Raw genomic sequence first — 17,005 nt, forward strand, 5'->3', positions numbered from 1 at the left:
ATCGGCTAACGCCGATGATATGGGGAGCGGGCCGGCACCGTGGCATCAACATCGCTCAAGCTTGACAAACACACCGGCGTTCGGCATTGGCCCGCCCCTGACAAGCGGCGGCTCGTTTCCGCCGCTTTTGCATTTCAACTTACAGGATTTGGGTCATGGCAAAGCCGGCCACCGTCAAGATTAAGCTCGTCAGCTCGGCCGATACCGGGTTCTTCTACGTAACGAAGAAGAATCCGCGTAACCAGACCGAGAAGCTGTCGTTCCGCAAGTACGACCCGGTCGCGCGCAAGCACGTCGAGTTCAAGGAAGCGAAGATCAAGTGATGTAGCAGGCAGCCGTCAGGCTGCCGCCACGTCATCCGGCGAAGGCCGGGCCCAGAGCCGCGAGGGATTTCTTCGCGGCTTTTTGCACGCCTGGTGCAAAACGGACCCGAAGAATGCCGATCGGCTACAGCAAGCCGCTCACCTCTTCGACAAACCGCGCGACCGAAATCGGCTTGGAAACGTAGGCATCTGCGCCAGCCGCGCGAATCCGGTCCTCGTCCTCGCGGCCCGCATAGGCCGTCACCGCCATGATCGGCGTGACGCCGAGCGCCGCGTCGGCCTTGATCTGCTCGATCAGTTCCAGCCCGCTGACGTGTGGCAACTGGATGTCCATCACGATCAGGTTGGGCGCGAATCCCCGCGCCTTTTCAATGGCCTCGCGCCCGTCACGCACCGGTTCGACGGCGAAGTCGTGCGCGCGCAACAGGTCGCAGAATAGTTTCAGGTTCAGCTCGTTGTCCTCGACAACCAGCACGCGCTTTGCCACGGGGAGTTCGTTCTCCATGATGCAACGATAGCGATGACCGCCCGAGACACCAGCCACGATCCAGCGATGATCGCGCTAAACGCGCTGGTCTGGACACTGGCGGAGCCGGCCCGAGCGAATCGGTTACTCGACACGACCGGGCTGAGTCCCGCCGAATTAAGGGCATCGGCCAGCGATCCCGCGACCCTGGCCGCCTTGCTCGGCTTCCTGGAGGCGCACGAGCCAGACCTGATCGCCTGCGCCGACGGGATCGGCGTCAGGCCGGAGGCGCTGGTCGCCGCGCACCGGGCGCTCGCGGCATGACGCGCCCTCTGCTCATCTGCGATTGCGACGAAGTGCTGCTCCATATGGTGCGGCATTTCGGGACATGGCTACGCGAGCGCCACGATATGCATTTTGCGTACGAAACTGGCAGCTTCGTCGCGATCACCGCGGCGGACGGCACGCCCGTCGAACCAGCCCGCGCGTTCGAGATGCTTGACGAGTTCTTCCCGGCGGAGATGGAGCGCCAGACCCTGGTCCCCGCCGCCGCCGAAGCGCTCGCGGCGATCGGCCAGCACGCCGACATCGTCATCCTGACCAACCTCGGCGATCATTGCCGCGACCATCGCATCACGCAGCTCGCGGCGTACGGCATCAACCACCGAGTCGAGACCAATCGCGGCGGCAAGGGTGATCCGGTCGCACGACTCGTCGCCGAATATGGCAATCCGGTCACGGTGTTCGTTGATGATCTCGCCGTGCACCACGAATCTGTTGCCAAGCATGCGCCGAGCGTGCACCGGCTCCACCTCGTTGCCGAACCCGCGATGGCGGATAACGTGCCGCCCGCACCGTTCGCGCACGCCAGGATCGACGACTGGGGGGAAGCTCGCGACTGGATAGCCCAGCGTTTCGCGGACGACCTGCCGGCCAATACAGGGGAAACGACTGCATGACCGACCGTATCGACCGCAAGCTGGAGGAAATGGGCCTGTCGCTGCCGACCGCCGCTGCGCCGGTCGCGTCCTATGTCCCGACGGTGGACGCCGGTGGCCTACTGCACATTTCCGGCCAGTTGCCGTTCAAGGAGGGCAAGGTCGTGACCGGCAAATTGGGCGACACGGTCGACAAGGTCGCGGGTCAGGAAGCCGCCGAGCTGTGCGGGCTGATGCTGGTCGCGCAGATCAAGGCGGCGCTGGGCGGCGACCTGAGCCGCGTCGAGCGGATCGTGAAGCTCGGCGTGTTCGTCAATTCGGCGCCCGACTTCACCGATCAGCCCGAAGTCGCCAACGGCGCGTCGAACCTGATGGAAGCGCTGTTCGGCGACGCCGGCAAGCACGCCCGCAGCGCGGTCGGTGTCGCGGCGCTGCCGCGCGGCGCGGCGGTCGAGGTGGATGCGGTGGTGAAGCTCACCGCCTGACCCTATCTAGGGTTCAGTGACTTCCCAGCCGATCACCGCCCGCATAACCGACGGCGTCTCCGCTATCCCTGCGGCAGATTGGGACGCCTGCGCCGGTGACGGCAATCCGTTCGTCGGGCATGCCTTCCTGTCGATCCTCGAGGAATCGGGCAGCGTCGGGCGCGGGACCGGCTGGCAACCGCTCCCGGTGATCGTCGACGGCACGGACCGATCGCCCGGCGCGGTCGCGCCTGCTTACGCCAAGAGCCACAGCCAGGGCGAATATGTGTTCGACCACGCTTGGGCCGATGCGTGGGAGGGCGCGGGTGGCAGTTATTATCCCAAGCTGCAGGTCGCAGCGCCCTTCACCCCGGTGGCGGGGCCACGGTTGCTGCTGCGCGACGCCAGTCTCGCCCCGGCGCTGATCGGCGCGCTGGAGGCGGTGACCGACCAGAACAACCTGTCGTCCGCGCACGCCACGTTCGTCGGCCCCGATCAGGTGCCATTGTTCGAAGCGGCGGGTTGGCTGATCCGCACCGGCACTCAGTTCCATTGGCACAATGACGGCTATGCGAGCTTCGACGATTTCCTTGGGGCCCTGTCCTCGCGCAAGCGCAAGGCGATCCGGCACGAACGGGCAAAAGCGGCCGAGGGGCTGACGATCCGCCACCTGACAGGCGCCGATCTTACCGAGGCGCATTGGGACGCGTTCTGGAAATTCTATCAGGATACGGGGAGCCGCAAATGGGGCCACCCCTATCTGACGAGGCCGTTCTTCTCGCTGCTGGGCGAACGGATGGCGAACCGGACGCTCGTCATCCTCGCCGAACGCGATGGCCGGCCGATCGCGGGGGCGCTCAACCTGATCGGCGCCGACACGCTCTACGGCCGCTATTGGGGCTGCACCGAGGACGTGCCCTTCCTCCATTTCGAGCTTTGCTATTATCAGGCGATCGATGCCGCGATCGCGCGGGGCCTCGCGACGGTCGAGGCCGGGGCGCAGGGCGAGCATAAGCTCGCGCGCGGCTATGTGCCGGTCACCACCTGGTCCGCACACTACATCCCCGACCGTAATTTCCGCCGCGCCGTCTCAGATTTCCTGGAGCGCGAACGGCAAGGGGTCGAGTGCGACCAGCACCATCTGGCTGCGCTTACGCCGTTCAAGCGAGATCAGTAGAGCGGATTCTTGCCTCTTGGGGGCAGAGGAAAATCGCCGTTCTTGCTGACCGGCGCGACCTCGACATGTTCGACCTTGAACAGCACGCTGGTGCCGTCGCGCCAAATCGGCGTCAGGTCCTGCGTGTATTTCGCGTCATAGGGGGGCGGGCTGATCAGCCAGACATAGTCGAACGCCGCGCGCGGGAAGCGCGCCAGACTGCGGTCGATCGGCCGCCAATATTCGCGCGGACATTGCGTCAGCGTCGTGATCTGCGACGGGTCGTGCGCGAAAGGGCGCGCGGGCACGTATTTGGTCGTCAGCAACTGCGCCCCAGCCATCGACCATTGATCGTTGGTGTACGCCATGCGCCGTTCGAGCGCGAGCGCGGGCAGATGTTCGAGGCGCGTCATCTTCCAGTCGGCCACGCAATTCTGTCCGACGAAGCTGATCAGTCGCGCCCCGACCGGCACGTGCTCCAACGCCTTCAGTTCGCGACTATAGCTATGGTCGAACAGAACATAACTAACCGTCGTCGCGGCGGTGCGTGCGACCACGAACGCCAGCCCAAGCACCGCGAACCGAGTCATCGTTCGCCGCCGCCGAGCCACGACGATCGATTGCAGCTGCGTGTCGTTCAGTCCCGGATTTTCCAGCGCGAGCAGTCGCGTATCGCCGGGCAGCGGGCGCGGGCGGATCGCGATCACCGCAATCGCGATCATGAACGGCGCTAGCCGCATGTCGGCATAGGCCGATCCGAACACGATCCGTGGCAACACTACGAACACGGCGATCAGGAACAACGCCGACAGGCCGAGATTGCGCGAAAACTCGATATTCCGGTCGCGGAACGACTTGTAGAGGATCAACCCGATCAGCGCATTCGACGCGATGTCGAACCCCAGCCAGCGATCGCGCAGCATCATCGTGAGCCAGGCGAGCTTGGCGCGCCAGTTGAAGAAGTCGGCAGTTTGCCCGCTGACATGTTCCCCGCTGCGCCAAGCGATCATCAGCAGGATCGGCAGCGCCAGCGGCAGGCATTGCAGGCCGCCGCGGAACCACGCCATCGCCCAGCGCTTAACACCCGCGGCGGTAGGCGGGCCGAAGCGGTGCAGCGGCCGCTCTGGTCCCCGGGCGCGGTCGTGCTCGCGGACCATTTCGGCGGAGAAGGCAAGCACGCCGAGCACGCCCCAGCCGAACGTGTGGCACACCCACAAGGCACAGGAAATGGGCACGAAAATCCAGGCGCGCAGCTTGATCTTGCCCAGTCGCCCGAGCCGCAGCCACAAGGCGAACAGCGGCAGCGCCAGCGCCATCGACAGCATGAAATTGACGAACCCGAACTGCAGCGGGAAGCAGTAAGCAAGCGGCAACGCGAACAGGGCGGTCGGCGGAATACGCCCGTGCACCTCGCGCGAGATCCAGAGCAATCCGATCACGATCAGCGGCGGGATCGACAGAACAATCAGCTTGACGGTCAGTTCGAGCCCTAGGAAGGGCGCGAAAATCTGGACGAGGATGTCGATCCCTAGATTGCCGATCAGCTGCCATTTGAAATTGTACCAGTCGGTCAGCCACGGATATGTGTGCAGGTCGAGCTGGACCCGATAGCGCCCCATATGCCCGGGCAGGTCGACCAGTGGCGGAATGTCGGGCCACAGCAGCGGCACCATCGACAGCAACGCCATTGTGACGACGAAGGTCCGGGTTTGCCACCATCGCAGCGGTTCTGAAGTGATCGCGCTCGTCATCGAGCCGCGATCCTTACCGGCGGGGCGGTGTTCCCGGCAAGACTCGCCATGCGAGAACCGGCGATCCCTTGATCGGAACGGGCTGAAGCCAATCGAATCGTTCACCCCGTTCGAGCCGCGCCCAGAAGCCGTTCGGGGCAGCCTTGGCGTAGAGCTCGGTCTCGCCCAGCCCGGGACAGCCGACGACATAGGCCGATCCCGTCGCCGCGATCGCGCGCCGCGCGTCGTCTGGCCTGCCCATGAACGCCGCCATCACCAAATGCATGCGGTTGTTGTTGCGATGATAGCCGCCCGCCACGGCTTCGTGACGCGTCCGCATCAACAGTTCTGGTCCGACGTCGATCGGTGCGAACAGCCGCGATGGCGGCAGTTGACCCAGCGCCCCCACGTCGGAATCGACCGTGCAGACCGGCCGCGCCATTGCGGCAGCGCTAACGGTCGCACGATGTTCCGGCAATAGCACCAGCGCCGCGATGTAGAAGGTGGACGGCGCCGCCAGCACGAACGCGCCGAGCATCGCGAGAATCCGGGGCAGGACCGGCTCGATCTTCCGCGCACGCTCCAGCGCCATCGCGACCAATCCCGCCGCGCCGGGAATGGCGAGCGCATTGGCGGACCCGCCGCCGCGCATCACCAGCAACGCGAGCACGAACGCGCAACCCTGCAACGCGATCATCATGCGCCACGCGCTGCGCCGATCGGCCTCGGCGCGGCGGAGCGACAGGATCGCCCCGATCATGCCGACGACCGGCAGCGCGAGCGTCGTGAGCGCGAAACTCGGCGATTGCCGCCACACCGGCAGACCCTCGGAAATATTGTCGAACCACCAATGGCGGACGAACGGATCGAGCATGCCGAACGGCCCTCGCACGACGCAATCCGGCGCGAGCCAGAGCAGGACTACGCCGCTCGCGACGCCCGGAACGGCGAGCATAGTCAGCCGCCAACGGTAAGTGCGCATGGGCAGCGCGGTGATCGCGGCGAACGCCAGCGCGGCGACGATGAGGGCGGCGAGCCAGGCCGGCGCGACCGCGTCACAGGCCGGCCGCCAGAAGGCCGGGCCGCGCGTGGCGAGTTGCAGCAGCACTGCCCAGCCGGCGACCGTGGCGGTCAGCGCGACCGACTGCCCGCGACGCGCGGGATCGAACGCCCAGGCGACCGCCGCAATGGCGATTGCCCCCAACGCGAAGGGCAAACCTTCGAAAGAAATCGTGACGAGCGTTGCGAGCGCCAGCCCGGCGGCGACGCCGCTGTGCCACGACGTTCGCGTCGCCAGCGCGAGCGTGGCGGCGAGCGCCATCACGATCTGCCACCCGTGATGGTCGATCCGTCCCGGTTGCATCTGCGCCAGGATCGGTCCGGTGATCGGCGCGAGCACGACCGCGATGCGCATCGCCGCCGCGCCGTTCAGCCGGAGCGTCAACGCCGACGCCAGCGCCATCGTGCAGAACAGGGTCAAAAGCGGCACCGCGAACAGCGCGACCGTCGTGGCCGGCTCTGCGCCGATCAACGGGGTCAGTCCGCCGATCACCGCCGCGATCGGCAGATCCACCAGCCGCGACCAGTGCATCTGGAAAACGGTGCCCCCGCCGAGGCGATGCTGGCTGACGTCCCACCAGCTTTGCCCGGCGAGCCAGTCGCGCACCTCCAGCAACCGCATCGTGTCGTCGGGGTCGGCGAAATGGCGGAGGAAGATGTCGTGCGCGTTCATCGCGCTCAGCACGATCGCGGCCAGCACGAAGCCGAACAGCACCGTACGCCAATAATCGCGCCGCGCGGCCGCGGGCTTTGCCGCAGCCGCCCCGTTCACGCGAAGACGATCCGCGACCTCAAAAGATAGGTCGCCTGAAAGCTGACGCCGACGGCGACGAGCTTGGCCAGGATCGCGGGCATGCCGATCACCGAGCCGAGACCAACGATCGCGACCGTCAGCAACAGGCCCACGATGGCGGATAGGACGAACAGCCCCTGCTGGCGGACGCGCTCTGCGCCGTTGCGGCGGCCAGCGCCGAACACCAGGTGGCTCGATAGCAGCCAGTGCGCGACGATGCCCGCGCTATAGCCGACCGCAGCGGCCGATGCCGCACTCAGCCCGCTCGCGTGCGAGGCGAGGAAGATCGCCAGATCGACGCCGAGCGAAATCGCGCTCGCGCCAACGTAACGAAGCCACGTCACCCGCCACAGCAGCATCGCGACTCGCATGTCAGGCCGCCGCCTTCAGCCGCTCGGGCACCGCGCGCACGCTGGCGAGCGCCGCCTGTTCGCCTTCGGTACCGGCCTCATGATATTCGGCGTCCTCGTTGACCGCCCAGATGTCGTAGACGCGTGTTCCCGCCTCGATGTTGCGGACGGTCAGCATCGCCGTCATCATCGCATGATCCTGGTTGTTGTAGCGGTGCATGCCGTTGCGGCCGACCATGTGCAGCGACGGATATTTCGCCTCCAGCTCGGCGCGCATCTCCTCGACGTTCGCCTTGTAGGCGTCGTCATAGACCGGATAGGCCTTTTCCTGCCGCACCACCTTGCCGCCGACCACGGTGGCCGGATCGGCGAGACCGAGCGTCGCGAGTTCCTTCGTCGCCAGCGCGATCAGATCATCGTCCGACGCGGCCCAGAGGCCATCGCCTTCGAAGCAGAAATATTCGAGGCCGACGCACGCGAGCTTCTCGTCGGGCACCATTTCGGGCGACCAGCTACGGAAATTCTGCACGCGGCCGACCTGCACGCGCGGATCGTGGATATAGATCCAGTTGTCGGGGAACAAATCGTCCGAGCGGATCATCAGCGCGACCGTCAGGAAGTCGCGATAGGAGAGGTCGAGCGCATTGGGGAGCGTCGCGGGCAGCGGGTGGATACGCCCGGCCAGCTCGCGCATCGGCGCGGAGGAAATGACGTGGCCGGCGTTGATCACCAGCGTCTCGTCGCCGCACTTCGCCGACACGCGCCAGCGGCCGCTCGACTGATCCTGGCTGATCTGGTGAAGCGCGGTGCCCATCAGCACGCGGTTGCCGCCGGCGACGACCTTGTCGCGCGCGGCGTCCCACATCATCCCCGGACCCTGGCGCGGATAGCGGAACGTTTCGAGCAGCGTCTTGACCGCCATGCCGTCGTTCTTGGCCTTGTTGAGACCAAGCGAACGCTTGAGCCCGTCGATCACCGCGCCGCCGAGGCTGAGGCCCTTGATGCGCTGCGCCGCCCAGTCCGCCGACATTTCGTCGCACGGCATGCCCCAGACCTTCTCGGTATAGGTCTTGAAGAAGATCGAATAGAGCTTGTGGCCGAACTGGTTGACCACCCAATCCTCGAACGAACGCGGATTTCTGTTGGGGAATGCCTTGGCCTTGGCGTAGCTCAGCATGCACATCGCCGAGCGCCACAGCCCCAAGTTCATCAGCGCCTCGAACCCGCGTAAGGGGTACGAGTAGAACTTGCCCTCGTAATAGATGCGGCTCATCCGCGGGCGTTCGATGAAATCGTCGGGCAGTATCTCGTTCCAGAGGTCGACGACCTCCTTCGACTTCGAGAAGAAGCGATGCCCGCCAATGTCGAAGCGGAATCCCTCATGCTCGACCGTGCGGCTGATGCCGCCGACATAGACCGGATCCTTTTCGATCACGGTCACCGAATAACCTGCCTTGGTGAGCTGATACGCGGCGGTCAGTCCCGCCGGGCCGGCGCCGATGATCGCGACATCAACGGCCTGGTCGTCGCGCATGCTGAGAGTTCCCCCGACCCACATTGGTCGCGAGCAGCCTTGGCGGCAAAGTGGTTAACGACCCCCTAAAACCCCGAAATTAACGATCTCTGCGACCCAGCAATCGCAGCCGCAGCGCGTTGAGCCTGATGAAGCCCGCCGCGTCGCGCTGGTCGTAGGCGCCCTGGTCGTCCTCGAAGGTCACGACCTTCTCGCTGTACAGCGTGTTGGGCGACTTGCGGCCGGTCACGATCACGCTGCCCTTGTAGAGCTTGAGCCGAACGGTGCCCGACACCTTTTCCTGGCTGTAATCGATCGCGGCCTGGAGCATCTCGCGCTCGGGTGCGAACCAGAAGCCGTTATAGATCAGCTCGGCATAGCGCGGCGCGAGTTCGTCTTTCAGGTGCGCGGCGCCGCGGTCCAGCGTGATCTGTTCGATCCCGCGATGCGCGAGGTGATAGATCGTGCCGCCCGGCGTCTCGTACATGCCGCGCGACTTCATGCCGACGAAGCGATTCTCGACCAGATCGAGCCTGCCGATGCCATGCTTGCGGCCGAGATCGTTGAGCGCCGCCAGCAGAGTCGCGGGGCTCATCGCCTGACCGTTCAGCGCCACGCCGTCGCCGCGTTCGAAATCGATCGTGATCGTCTCGGGCTGGTCGGGCGCATCCTCCGGGTTGACCGTGCGCGAGTACACATAATCCGGCACTTCCTGCCAAGGATCCTCGAGCACTTTCCCTTCGGACGAGGTGTGCAGCAGGTTGGCGTCGGTCGAAAACGGCGCCTCGCCGCGCTTGTCCTTGGCGATCGGGATCTGGTTCTTCTCGGCGAATTCGATCAGGCGTTCGCGGCTGGTCAGATCCCATTCGCGCCACGGCGCGATCACCTTGATGTCGGGATTGAGCGCGTAATAGCCGAGCTCGAACCGCACCTGATCGTTGCCCTTGCCGGTCGCGCCGTGGCTTACGGCGTCGGCGTTGACCAGCTTCGCGATCTCGATCTGGCGCTTGGCGATCAGCGGCCGCGCGATCGACGTGCCGAGCAGGTACAGTCCTTCATACAGCGCGTTGGCGCGCATCATCGGAAAGACGTAGTCGCGGACGAACTCTTCCTTCAGGTCGTCGATGAAGATGTGCTCGGGCCTGACCCCCGCCATCTCGGCCTTCTTGCGCGCGGGTTCGAGTTCCTCACCCTGACCCAGATCGGCGGTGAACGTCACGACCTCGCAATTATAGGTCTGCTGAAGCCATTTCAGGATGACGGAGGTGTCGAGCCCGCCGGAGTAAGCCAGGACGACGCGGTTGATATTTTCGCTCATGACGCGGCGCATTAAGGTGACGGGGGCCGGTTCGCAACCGAGTCGGTCGCGGAGAGCGACGGTGGCCGAAAACAAGACCCGGGCGACCGCGCTGAGCGTCGCCGATTATCTGGCCGGGGTGGACGACGGCCGCCGCGCCGACGCCGAAACCTTGTGCGCCGCGATGGCGCGGGTTTCGAGCGAGCCGGCGACGATGTGGGGGCCGTCGATCGTTGGGTTCGGGGTCAATCACTACAAGTATGAGAGCGGGCGCGAAGGCAGCATCTGCAAGATCGGCTTTTCCCCGCGCAAGGCGGCGCTGACGCTCTACGGCATGGGGATCGAGCGCAACGCCGGGGTCGTCACGCGGCTCGGCAAGCATAGCACTGGCAAGGGGTGCCTTTACATCAAGAAGCTGACGGACGTGGACGCCGGGGTGCTCGACGAACTGATCGCCGCCGCCTGGGCGGGCTAGCCCCGCAGGCGCTTTTCTTCCTCTGCCATGTAATCGCGCGTGATCGGCACGGCGTTGCGGTCGCGCACGAACTGAATCTGGTAGTTGACCAGCATGCCGTTGAGGAAATTGACGTAGAAGGCGGCGAGATACCAGGTCCACATCCGGTAGAAACGCTCGTCATAGAGCGCGATCACCGCCTCGCGATTGGCGACGACGCGGTCGTACCAGTTCTTGAGTGTATAGGCGTAATGCAGCCGCAGCTGCTCGATGTCGGCGGTAAACCAGTTGAGCGGCTCGCTTGCGACAAGAATCTCCGACAGCGCCGGAGTGTAGCCGCCGGGGAAGATATATTTGTCGGTGAACTTGTCGGTGATCCCCGGCCCGTTCGCGCGGCCGACCGTGTGGAGCAGCATCACACCGTCGCGCGGCAGCAACTCGTAGCATTTGCGCAGGAACACACCGTACTGGTCCTGTCCGACATGTTCGAACATGCCGACCGACACGATGCGATCGAATGTGCCCGTCACTTCGCGATAGTCGATCAGCTCGAACTTGACCTTGTCGGCGACGCCCGCCGCCGCGGCGCGTTCGCGCGCGACCTTGATCTGTTCCTCCGAAAGGGTGACGCCCAGCACCTCGGCGCCGGTCTTCTGGTGAAGGTACATCGCCATCCCGCCCCAGCCGCAGCCGATGTCGAGCACGCGCATACCGGGCTTGATCGCCAGCTTGGCGGCGATGTGCGCCATCTTGTCGTGCTGCGCCTGTTCCAGGGTGTTAGCCGGATCGGCGAAATAGGCGCAGCTATATTGGCGGTCGGCGTCGAGGAAGAGGTCGTAGAGCCGGTCGGAGAGATCGTAGTGATGTTCGACGTTCCGCTTCGAGCGGCGGAGAGAATTGTAGCGGCCGAGCTTGTAGCGCAGCACCGCGCCCGCGCGCATGAGCAGCGTCGGGTTGAGGCCGCTGGTATTGTCTTCATAGCGATTGTTGGCGGTGAACAGCACCAGCAAGTCGATCAGCGTGCCGCGCGTGATCTGCAGCCGGTCGGCCATGTACATTTCGGCCGCACCCACCGCCGGGTCGCGTGCCAGCGCGCTGATCGCGCCCTTGTCGGTGAATTTGATCCCGACATCACCGAGTTCGGGGTCGGGCTTCCCGAACGTCCGTTCGCTCCCGTCGGGATAGGTGATGGTGACTTCACCACGCTTGATCGCGCGGTTGAGGAAAAGATCGAGCAGCGCCATGCGAGTCGTCGTATCGGCGGATTGAGGCGGGAAAAAGCCCCTAACCGTCCTGACCGATCAAATCCCCGCGTACCAGTCGTATCCGATCGCGTCCTCCCAATAGCCGCCCTGCCCGCGGCCGATCCCGTCCAGGCTGGCGACCGCATCGACCCTCATGACATATTTGGCGTGCTTGTAGCCAAGCTGACGCTCGACGCGCAGCCGCACCGGGGCACCGTGACCGACCGACAGGCGCTGGTCGTTCATCGCCCAGGCAAGGATGGTCTGGGAATGGAATGCGTCGATCATGTCGATCGATTCGTAATACGGAGCGCCATTATAGAGATCGGCGCAGGTGAAAACGACAAAGCGCGCCGCCGATCGCACGCCCGCAGCCTTGAGCACGTTTCCGAGCATCGGCCCCTGCCACTTGCCGATTGCGCTCCAGCCTTCGACGCAATCGTGCCGGGTGATCTGCGCCCGTTGCGGCATCGCGCCGAGATCGCGCACGCTCAAGCTCAGCGGACGATCGACCAGCCCGCCAACCTGCATCCGCCAATTGGCGAAGCGAGTCGCGACATGCTCGCCATACTCCGCCGTGCCGGGGTCGCGCGTGCCGTTGGTGCGGAAGAAGGGCGACATCTGGTCGGCGCGGAATTCGGGGGCGAGTGCATTGCGATTACTGAGCGCGCGTTGCAGGCCCATGTTGATCTTATCGCCGGAGAACAGAATTTTGCGGAACGTCGGTTGCTCGGCAAGCTTGTCGCAGCCTGACAGCAGCAGTCCCGCGCCCGTCGCGCCGAAACCGACCAGCGCGCGCCTGGTAACGATGGTCATTCCGCTGGCTCCGGTTCGGGCGCTGGGGGCGCCGCGTCGGGCAACCTCCAGCGCCCGGTGATCATCGACATCACCTCGCCGACCGGGCCGGCCAGAATCACCAGCGCCAGATGCACGACGATGAACCCGACCAGCAGCAGCATCGCGATGAAATGGATCGACCGCGCGGATTGCCGACCCCCGAATATCTCGATCAGCCACGGCCACGCCGCGTCCATCCCCGGCGACATGGCGAGCCCGGTCAGGATCATCGCCGGGATCAGCACGAAGATCGTCGCGATATAGGACAGCTTCTGGAGCGTGTTGTAGGCGGCGGGGTCGTCGTGATTGTGAAAATCGAACTTCGCGTGCGCGATGGCGTCGTCGATCAGGTGGCCGGGCGCGACCTCCTTCGCCCGCACGCGCAGGTCGCGCTGGAAATGGCGGTTGATCAGGCTCGCGATCATGAACATCAGCAGCCCGAACGCCAGCAGCAGCGCGAAGGTCAGGTGCCAGCGTCGCGCCAGCGCGAGATTGTAGCTCGACGGAATCGTCAGCCAGCCCGGCACCGGGAATCGGTCGGTCCCGAAGATCCAGCGACCGTGGAACCAGGCATGATCGTAGTTCGCGCCGTACTGCCCCCAATAAAGGTGAGGATGGGCGTTGAAGATCGACAGCCCGCTGCCGATCATCACGAAGATCGTAACCGCGTTGACCCAGTGCCAGACGCGCGTTGCGAGGGCGTGGCGATAGACGGTGGGCGGCGCGGGCGGCGGCGGCAGATCGGGGTCGGGCGGCGGCGCGGCCTCTTCCATGAAATCAATCTATACTATCGCTCGAGCGCCGCCAATCGCGTTGAGCTGGCAGACCGATGTCAGCCAAACATATTCGCGACGAGGATACGGATGGTTACGTCACCGTCGCCTGCCGACCGAGCCACTGGACATCGCACTACAATCTGCCCGCGAACAGATCGATTTTGCCGATCGATACGCCCTTCATGCGCAGGATCGCATAGACCATCGAGAGGTGAAAATAGATGTTGGTCGTGGCGAACACCGACAGCCACTGGCCTGCGGGAAGAGTCGGCGTCATCGTCTCCGTGATCTGGAACGTCATTGCCTCGTCGTCGCGACCTGCGAACTGTTCCGGGGTCAGGACCGCGAGTTCAGCGCGTGCGGTCGCGATGGCGCCGCGCAGACCATCGAGCGTCGCTCCTTCGGGCAAGCGATCGGGCACCGATAGCCCGGCAACGCGCGCAGTCCATTGCCGCGAGAAACTGATGACCACCTCCGCCTGAAAGCGCAGCGGATGCATGTCGTCGATCAACCGCCAGTCGAGGATCGATTCGCGTTCGAAGCCATGCTCGGTCGCGAACGCTTCGCCTTTGTCGAGTAGATGAGTGAGTGATCCAAGCGTGCGATCGTAGAGATCGACGAAACTGAACATCGTGATCGGCATGAAATACTTCCCCTTCTTTCGTCACTTAACTCGATCCAGCGGGATCGTGTGCGCCCGGTACAAGCGGCGCGACTGATCGTCCACTTCGCGCTTCTGCGAATTGACTTGATTACGGCCGCGGACAGGTTCCTTCTGCCGCCTCCACGACAAGAGGGGACTAGGCATGATTCGTTCGTTCGTCATGGGCGCTGCGACCGCGACGCTCGCATTCGCCGGTGTGGCAGTGGCCAAGCAATACGTCGATTACACACCGCAAAAGGGCTTCTGGCAGATTAGCGCGATTGAAGTCGATCCCAATCATATCGACGATTACCTGGCTGGCCTGCGCAAGTCGCAAGTGCCGGGCTTCGAGGTGCTGAAGAAGCGCGGGCTAATGGATTCCTACAAGTTCCTCGTTCGCAACGGCTATGGCAAAGGATCGCCCAACGTGCTGATCATGACGCACGTCCCCAGCGCGGCTTTGCTCGATCCGGACAAGGCGCGCGACGAAGCGGTTGAAAAGGAAATCCTTGCCACGTTCAGCGAAGAACAGGGCAAGATCGCGGTGGCGGGATACGAAAAGTATCGCCAGTTTCTCGACGACGGTCAGTGGACCGAAATGACGATGGAGAAATAGGCGTCGTGTAACCCCACTCTTGCCGGGCGCCCGCCGCTCGGCAAGGGTGGGGCAATGAACGTTTCCGATGCCATCGCGGCGCGCCGGTCGGTGCGCGGGTTCCTGGACACGCCGGTCGATGCGGCGTTGCTGCGCGAGATCGCCGTCAAGGCCGCGCGCGCGGCGAGCGGGGGCAACCTCCAGCCCTGGCATATCGACCTGGTGACGGGCGACAGCTTGGCCGAACTGAAGGCGATCGTCGCCGCCAAGCTGATGGCGGGCGAGACCGAGGAGCCAGGCTACGACATCTATCCGCGCGCGCTCACCGCGCCGTATCGCGACCGGCGCTTCGCGGTCGGCGAGGCGATGTACGGGCATGTCAGCATCCCGCGCGAGGACAAGGCCGCGCGGCGGGCGTGGTTCGCGCGCAATTTCCAGTTCTTCGGCGCGCCGGCGGCATTGTTCTGCACGGTCGACCGGCAAATGGGGCCGCCGCAATGGTCCGACCTCGGCATGTATTTGCAGAACGTGATGCTGCTGGCAGTGGAGGCTGGCCTCGCGACGTGCCCGCAAGAATGCTGGGCAGTCTATCCGCGGGCGATCGAAACGTTCCTGGGCACGCCCGCCGAGCGGATGCTCTTCTGCGGCATGGCGATCGGCTACGAGGATAAGGGTGAACCCGCCAACCGGTTGCGCACCGAGCGCGCACCGGAAGGCGAGTGGTTGAACGTCAGGACCTGACCCGCTCTCCCCATGGGTGAGGGGCGGGGTCCGCGCGCAACGCGGGAAGCGGGAGGATGGCGGGCGGCGGCCAAAGGCCGCGCCCGATCCGTGCAGAATCGCTGCTCCTCACCGTTTCCGATGAGAGGATAAGGTCAGGCGGTGACGCTGTTGCGCGGGCCGCCTTGGCCACCGCGGCCGCCACGACGACGGCGATTGCCCCCGCCCTGACCGCCACCTTGGCCTTGGCCGCCGCCCGGACGGCCGCCGAAGCGGTTACCGGTCGGACGCGGATCGTGCGTCTTGCGCGGCGGGCGCTGGCCCGACGGACCACGCGGACGTTCGTCGCGCGGCACTTCAACAGGACCGGCCTTCTTGCGCACCGACGCTAGCCGCGCCGCTTCGGCCATGAAGCCCTCGGGCAGCGCCTTCAGCGGCACCTTCTGGCGGATCGTCTTTTCGATATCGCGCAGGTACGGCTTCTCGTCGTCCGCCACGAAGCTGATCGCGATGCCGTCATTGCCCGCGCGCGCCGTACGGCCGATGCGGTGGACATACTGTTCGGGCACGTTGGGCAGCTCGAAGTTGATGACGTGGCTGACGCCCGACACGTCGATGCCGCGCGCGGCGATGTCGGTCGCGACCAGGATCGGCACGTCGCCCGACTTGAACGCGGCGAGCGCACGCTCGCGCTGCGGCTGCGACTTGTTGCCGTGGATCGCGTTGGCGGCGATGCCGTTCTGGCCGAGCAGACGCACGACGCGGTCGGCGCCGTGCTTGGTGCGCGTGAAGACCAGCGCGCGGTCGATGCTGGGGTCGGCCAGCGTCATCGTCAGCAGCGACTGCTTCTCGGTCTGGTTGACGAAGGTCGCATATTGATCGACGCGCTCGGCGGTGGTCGCCGCCGGCTTGATCGACACGGTGGCGGGATCGGTCAGGAACTGTCCAGCCAGCTCGCGAATCGACGCGGGCATCGTCGCCGAGAAGAACAGGGTCTGACGCTGACGCGGCACCATCTTCACGATCTTCTTGAGCGCATGGATGAAGCCCAGGTCGAGCATCTGGTCGGCTTCGTCGAGCACCAGCGTCTCGATCAGCTGCAGGCTGACGAAACGCTGCTCGACCAGGTCGATCAGGCGGCCGGGCGTCGCGACGAGGATGTCGACGCCGCGGCTCATGTCCTGACGATTCTTGTTGATGCTGGTGCCGCCGAACACGGTCGCGACCGACATGCGGCTGAACTTGCCGTACTGGCGCGCGCTTTCGGCGATCTGGCTCGCGAGTTCGCGCGTCGGCGCGAGGACGAGCATGCGGCAATGCGTCGGCAGGACGCGCTTGCCGCCGTCGACGAGGCGCTGGATCGACGGCAGCACGAACGCCGCGGTCTTGCCGGTGCCGGTCTGCGCGATGCCGAGCAAGTCGCGTCCTTCGAGGACGGTCGGGATCGCCTGCGCCTGGATCGGGGTGGGCGTGGTGTAGCCCTTGGCCTCGAGCGCACGGACGAGCGGCTCGGCTAGGCCGAGATCGGTGAATTTGGTCATGGAAACTTTCAAAATAGCCTCACGCACGCCGGGGAGGCGCACGGGCGGCGGGGGTAAATGACACCCCGCGTGACTTGGGAAGCCTGTCGCTAAAACGACCGAGGCG

The 17,005-nt window shown here is 65.0% G+C and carries 19 protein-coding genes; 8 read left to right on the top strand and 11 right to left on the bottom strand.

What is annotated here, in order from left to right; translation table 11 throughout:
• Positions 1–155: 155 nt before the first annotated feature.
• The gene (rpmG, locus tag J0J06_RS10090) at positions 156–323 is read left to right on the top strand and encodes a 50S ribosomal protein L33 (protein ID WP_294041569.1); all 168 of its coding nucleotides are present in this window, start codon (positions 156–158) and stop codon (positions 321–323) included.
• Between the two features lie 124 nt (positions 324–447).
• Here the strand turns inward: rpmG and J0J06_RS10095 are convergent, their stop codons facing one another.
• Complete coding sequence (locus J0J06_RS10095; RefSeq protein WP_294042472.1) at positions 448–810, bottom strand: response regulator; 363 nt, start codon at positions 808–810, stop codon at positions 448–450.
• Between the two features lie 33 nt (positions 811–843).
• Here J0J06_RS10095 and J0J06_RS10100 point away from each other — a divergent pair, with 33 nt between their 5' ends.
• From J0J06_RS10100 to J0J06_RS10115, 4 genes are read left to right on the top strand one after another with little or no spacing between them, the layout of a single operon-like run.
• The gene (locus tag J0J06_RS10100) at positions 844–1,113 is read left to right on the top strand and encodes a DUF3572 family protein (protein WP_294041571.1); all 270 of its coding nucleotides are present in this window, start codon (positions 844–846) and stop codon (positions 1,111–1,113) included.
• Complete coding sequence (locus J0J06_RS10105) at positions 1,110–1,748, top strand: HAD family hydrolase (protein WP_294041573.1); 639 nt, start codon at positions 1,110–1,112, stop codon at positions 1,746–1,748. The genes J0J06_RS10100 and J0J06_RS10105 overlap by 4 nt, the downstream gene beginning before the upstream one ends.
• Positions 1,745–2,212, top strand: coding sequence for a RidA family protein (locus tag J0J06_RS10110; RefSeq protein ID WP_294041575.1), 468 nt, complete (start codon positions 1,745–1,747; stop codon positions 2,210–2,212). Before J0J06_RS10105 ends, J0J06_RS10110 begins: the two co-directional genes overlap by 4 nt.
• A 16-nt stretch (positions 2,213–2,228) precedes the next feature.
• The gene (locus tag J0J06_RS10115; protein ID WP_294041576.1) at positions 2,229–3,368 is read left to right on the top strand and encodes a GNAT family N-acetyltransferase; all 1,140 of its coding nucleotides are present in this window, start codon (positions 2,229–2,231) and stop codon (positions 3,366–3,368) included.
• Here the strand turns inward: J0J06_RS10115 and J0J06_RS10120 are convergent.
• The 5 genes from J0J06_RS10120 to J0J06_RS10140 form a co-directional block, all read right to left on the bottom strand.
• Complete coding sequence (locus J0J06_RS10120) at positions 3,362–5,098, bottom strand: hypothetical protein (RefSeq protein WP_294041578.1); 1,737 nt, start codon at positions 5,096–5,098, stop codon at positions 3,362–3,364. The genes J0J06_RS10115 and J0J06_RS10120 overlap by 7 nt on opposite strands.
• A 13-nt stretch (positions 5,099–5,111) precedes the next feature.
• Positions 5,112–6,908 (bottom strand): hypothetical protein, encoded by a 1,797-nt coding sequence (locus tag J0J06_RS10125; RefSeq protein WP_294041580.1) that lies wholly within the window; start codon positions 6,906–6,908, stop codon positions 5,112–5,114.
• Positions 6,905–7,300 (bottom strand): GtrA family protein, encoded by a 396-nt coding sequence (locus J0J06_RS10130; protein WP_294041582.1) that lies wholly within the window; start codon positions 7,298–7,300, stop codon positions 6,905–6,907. Before J0J06_RS10130 ends, J0J06_RS10125 begins: the two co-directional genes overlap by 4 nt.
• Before the next feature lies 1 nt (position 7,301).
• The gene (locus J0J06_RS10135) at positions 7,302–8,813 is read right to left on the bottom strand and encodes an NAD(P)/FAD-dependent oxidoreductase (protein WP_294041584.1); all 1,512 of its coding nucleotides are present in this window, start codon (positions 8,811–8,813) and stop codon (positions 7,302–7,304) included.
• Between the two features lie 79 nt (positions 8,814–8,892).
• Positions 8,893–10,110, bottom strand: coding sequence for an argininosuccinate synthase (locus J0J06_RS10140; protein ID WP_294041586.1), 1,218 nt, complete (start codon positions 10,108–10,110; stop codon positions 8,893–8,895).
• 61 nt (positions 10,111–10,171) lie between these two features.
• On the opposite strand from J0J06_RS10140, the gene J0J06_RS10145 reads away from it, so the two are divergent.
• Positions 10,172–10,564, top strand: coding sequence for a DUF1801 domain-containing protein (locus J0J06_RS10145; protein ID WP_294041588.1), 393 nt, complete (start codon positions 10,172–10,174; stop codon positions 10,562–10,564).
• On the opposite strand, the gene J0J06_RS10150 is transcribed toward J0J06_RS10145, so the two are convergent.
• The 4 genes from J0J06_RS10150 to J0J06_RS10165 form a co-directional block, all read right to left on the bottom strand.
• On the bottom strand, positions 10,561–11,787 hold the full coding sequence (locus tag J0J06_RS10150) for a cyclopropane-fatty-acyl-phospholipid synthase family protein (RefSeq protein WP_294041589.1): 1,227 nt from the start codon (positions 11,785–11,787) through the stop codon (positions 10,561–10,563). The two genes, J0J06_RS10145 and J0J06_RS10150, sit on opposite strands and share 4 nt — an antisense overlap.
• 57 nt (positions 11,788–11,844) lie before the next feature.
• Entirely contained in the window at positions 11,845–12,603 is a 759-nt protein-coding gene (locus tag J0J06_RS10155) for a molybdopterin-dependent oxidoreductase (protein ID WP_294041591.1), read from the bottom strand.
• Positions 12,600–13,397 (bottom strand): cytochrome b/b6 domain-containing protein, encoded by a 798-nt coding sequence (locus J0J06_RS10160; protein ID WP_294041593.1) that lies wholly within the window; start codon positions 13,395–13,397, stop codon positions 12,600–12,602. The genes J0J06_RS10155 and J0J06_RS10160 overlap by 4 nt, the downstream gene beginning before the upstream one ends.
• A 136-nt stretch (positions 13,398–13,533) precedes the next feature.
• Positions 13,534–14,043, bottom strand: a complete 510-nt coding sequence (locus J0J06_RS10165) for a DUF1993 domain-containing protein (protein WP_294041594.1) — start codon at positions 14,041–14,043, stop codon at positions 13,534–13,536.
• Positions 14,044–14,206: 163 nt separating this feature from the next.
• Between J0J06_RS10165 and J0J06_RS10170 the strand changes: the two genes are divergently transcribed.
• Positions 14,207–14,659, top strand: a complete 453-nt coding sequence (locus tag J0J06_RS10170; protein ID WP_294041596.1) for a hypothetical protein — start codon at positions 14,207–14,209, stop codon at positions 14,657–14,659.
• Between the two features lie 54 nt (positions 14,660–14,713).
• Positions 14,714–15,379 carry a nitroreductase gene (locus tag J0J06_RS10175; protein WP_294041598.1) on the top strand — a complete coding sequence of 222 codons (666 nt, stop codon included), beginning with the start codon at positions 14,714–14,716 and terminating at the stop codon, positions 15,377–15,379.
• Between the two features lie 134 nt (positions 15,380–15,513).
• Here the strand turns inward: J0J06_RS10175 and J0J06_RS10180 are convergent, their stop codons facing one another.
• Positions 15,514–16,899: a DEAD/DEAH box helicase gene (locus J0J06_RS10180; RefSeq protein ID WP_294041600.1), complete on the bottom strand. Its 1,386-nt coding sequence runs from the start codon at positions 16,897–16,899 to the stop codon at positions 15,514–15,516.
• Positions 16,900–17,005: the final 106 nt, after the last annotated feature.

Source organism: Sphingomonas sp. (assembly GCF_017304615.1).
In the GTDB taxonomy this organism is placed as follows: domain Bacteria; phylum Pseudomonadota; class Alphaproteobacteria; order Sphingomonadales; family Sphingomonadaceae; genus Sphingomonas.

Excerpts from the sequence above, each read along its gene's own strand:
- rpmG (WP_294041569.1), top strand. The coding sequence starts at position 156 with ATGGCAAAGCCGGCCACCGTCAAGATTAAGCTCGTCAGCTCGGCCGAT.
- J0J06_RS10100 (WP_294041571.1), top strand. The coding sequence starts at position 844 with ATGACCGCCCGAGACACCAGCCACGATCCAGCGATGATCGCGCTAAAC.
- J0J06_RS10105 (WP_294041573.1), top strand. The coding sequence starts at position 1,110 with ATGACGCGCCCTCTGCTCATCTGCGATTGCGACGAAGTGCTGCTCCAT.
- J0J06_RS10110 (WP_294041575.1), top strand. The coding sequence starts at position 1,745 with ATGACCGACCGTATCGACCGCAAGCTGGAGGAAATGGGCCTGTCGCTG.
- J0J06_RS10120 (WP_294041578.1), bottom strand. The coding sequence starts at position 5,098 with ATGACGAGCGCGATCACTTCAGAACCGCTGCGATGGTGGCAAACCCGG.
- J0J06_RS10130 (WP_294041582.1), bottom strand. The coding sequence starts at position 7,300 with ATGCGAGTCGCGATGCTGCTGTGGCGGGTGACGTGGCTTCGTTACGTT.
- J0J06_RS10135 (WP_294041584.1), bottom strand. The coding sequence starts at position 8,813 with ATGCGCGACGACCAGGCCGTTGATGTCGCGATCATCGGCGCCGGCCCG.
- J0J06_RS10140 (WP_294041586.1), bottom strand. The coding sequence starts at position 10,110 with ATGAGCGAAAATATCAACCGCGTCGTCCTGGCTTACTCCGGCGGGCTC.
- J0J06_RS10150 (WP_294041589.1), bottom strand. The coding sequence starts at position 11,787 with ATGGCGCTGCTCGATCTTTTCCTCAACCGCGCGATCAAGCGTGGTGAA.
- J0J06_RS10155 (WP_294041591.1), bottom strand. The coding sequence starts at position 12,603 with ATGACCATCGTTACCAGGCGCGCGCTGGTCGGTTTCGGCGCGACGGGC.
- J0J06_RS10160 (WP_294041593.1), bottom strand. The coding sequence starts at position 13,397 with ATGGAAGAGGCCGCGCCGCCGCCCGACCCCGATCTGCCGCCGCCGCCC.
- J0J06_RS10165 (WP_294041594.1), bottom strand. The coding sequence starts at position 14,043 with ATGCCGATCACGATGTTCAGTTTCGTCGATCTCTACGATCGCACGCTT.
- J0J06_RS10170 (WP_294041596.1), top strand. The coding sequence starts at position 14,207 with ATGATTCGTTCGTTCGTCATGGGCGCTGCGACCGCGACGCTCGCATTC.
- J0J06_RS10175 (WP_294041598.1), top strand. The coding sequence starts at position 14,714 with ATGAACGTTTCCGATGCCATCGCGGCGCGCCGGTCGGTGCGCGGGTTC.
- J0J06_RS10180 (WP_294041600.1), bottom strand. The coding sequence starts at position 16,899 with ATGACCAAATTCACCGATCTCGGCCTAGCCGAGCCGCTCGTCCGTGCG.